At 60.2% G+C, this 563-nt stretch carries 1 protein-coding gene; it reads left to right on the top strand.

Annotated elements, in window-relative coordinates:
• A partial coding sequence (locus IG627_RS20755) for an RHS repeat-associated core domain-containing protein (RefSeq protein WP_193195237.1) occupies window positions 1-563 on the top strand: 563 nt, incomplete at both ends.

Genomic DNA, 563 nt, shown 5'->3' with positions numbered 1-563 from the left:
AATCACCTCACTAGCAACAGAGGCTACACCGGCCACGAAATGCTGGATGAAGTGGGCCTGATCCATATGAATGGCCGGGTCTACGACCCGACCCTCTCACGGTTCGTCTCCGCCGATCCGGTGATCGACGGCGTGACCAGCGTGCAGGGTTACAACCGCTACGCCTATGTGCACAATAACCCACTGATCTACACAGACCCGAGCGGCTACAGCAGTTGGAACCGGTTCAGGGACCGGTGGCTGAACGGTCGGGCGCTGCACTATAAGCTGTCCCAGAACTCCACGCTGAATGCCGTAGTTCAGGTTGGTATCTGTATCGCAGCCCAAACCGCCTGTCCGGCGGTACTGGCCGCCTACAATGCCGAGCAGACCTACCATGTCACCGGCAGCTGGGGGCTGGCGTTCAAGAATGGTGTGCTTGCGGGTATCTCTGCGGCGGCCTTTAGCGGATTGCCCAGCGGTTGGGGTGTGAAAGCCTTCGCTGTGCGCGGCTTTGTGGGCGGAGTCGTCTCTACTCTAGGCGGCGGCAAGTTCGGGCATGGATTTGTGTCGGCAGGAGTCGG

The organism is Microbulbifer taiwanensis (assembly GCF_014904815.1).
Lineage (GTDB): Bacteria > Pseudomonadota > Gammaproteobacteria > Pseudomonadales > Cellvibrionaceae > Microbulbifer > Microbulbifer taiwanensis.
Note: the sequence above shows the minus strand (reverse complement) of the source record. Positions and strands in the feature narration are given on the sequence as shown.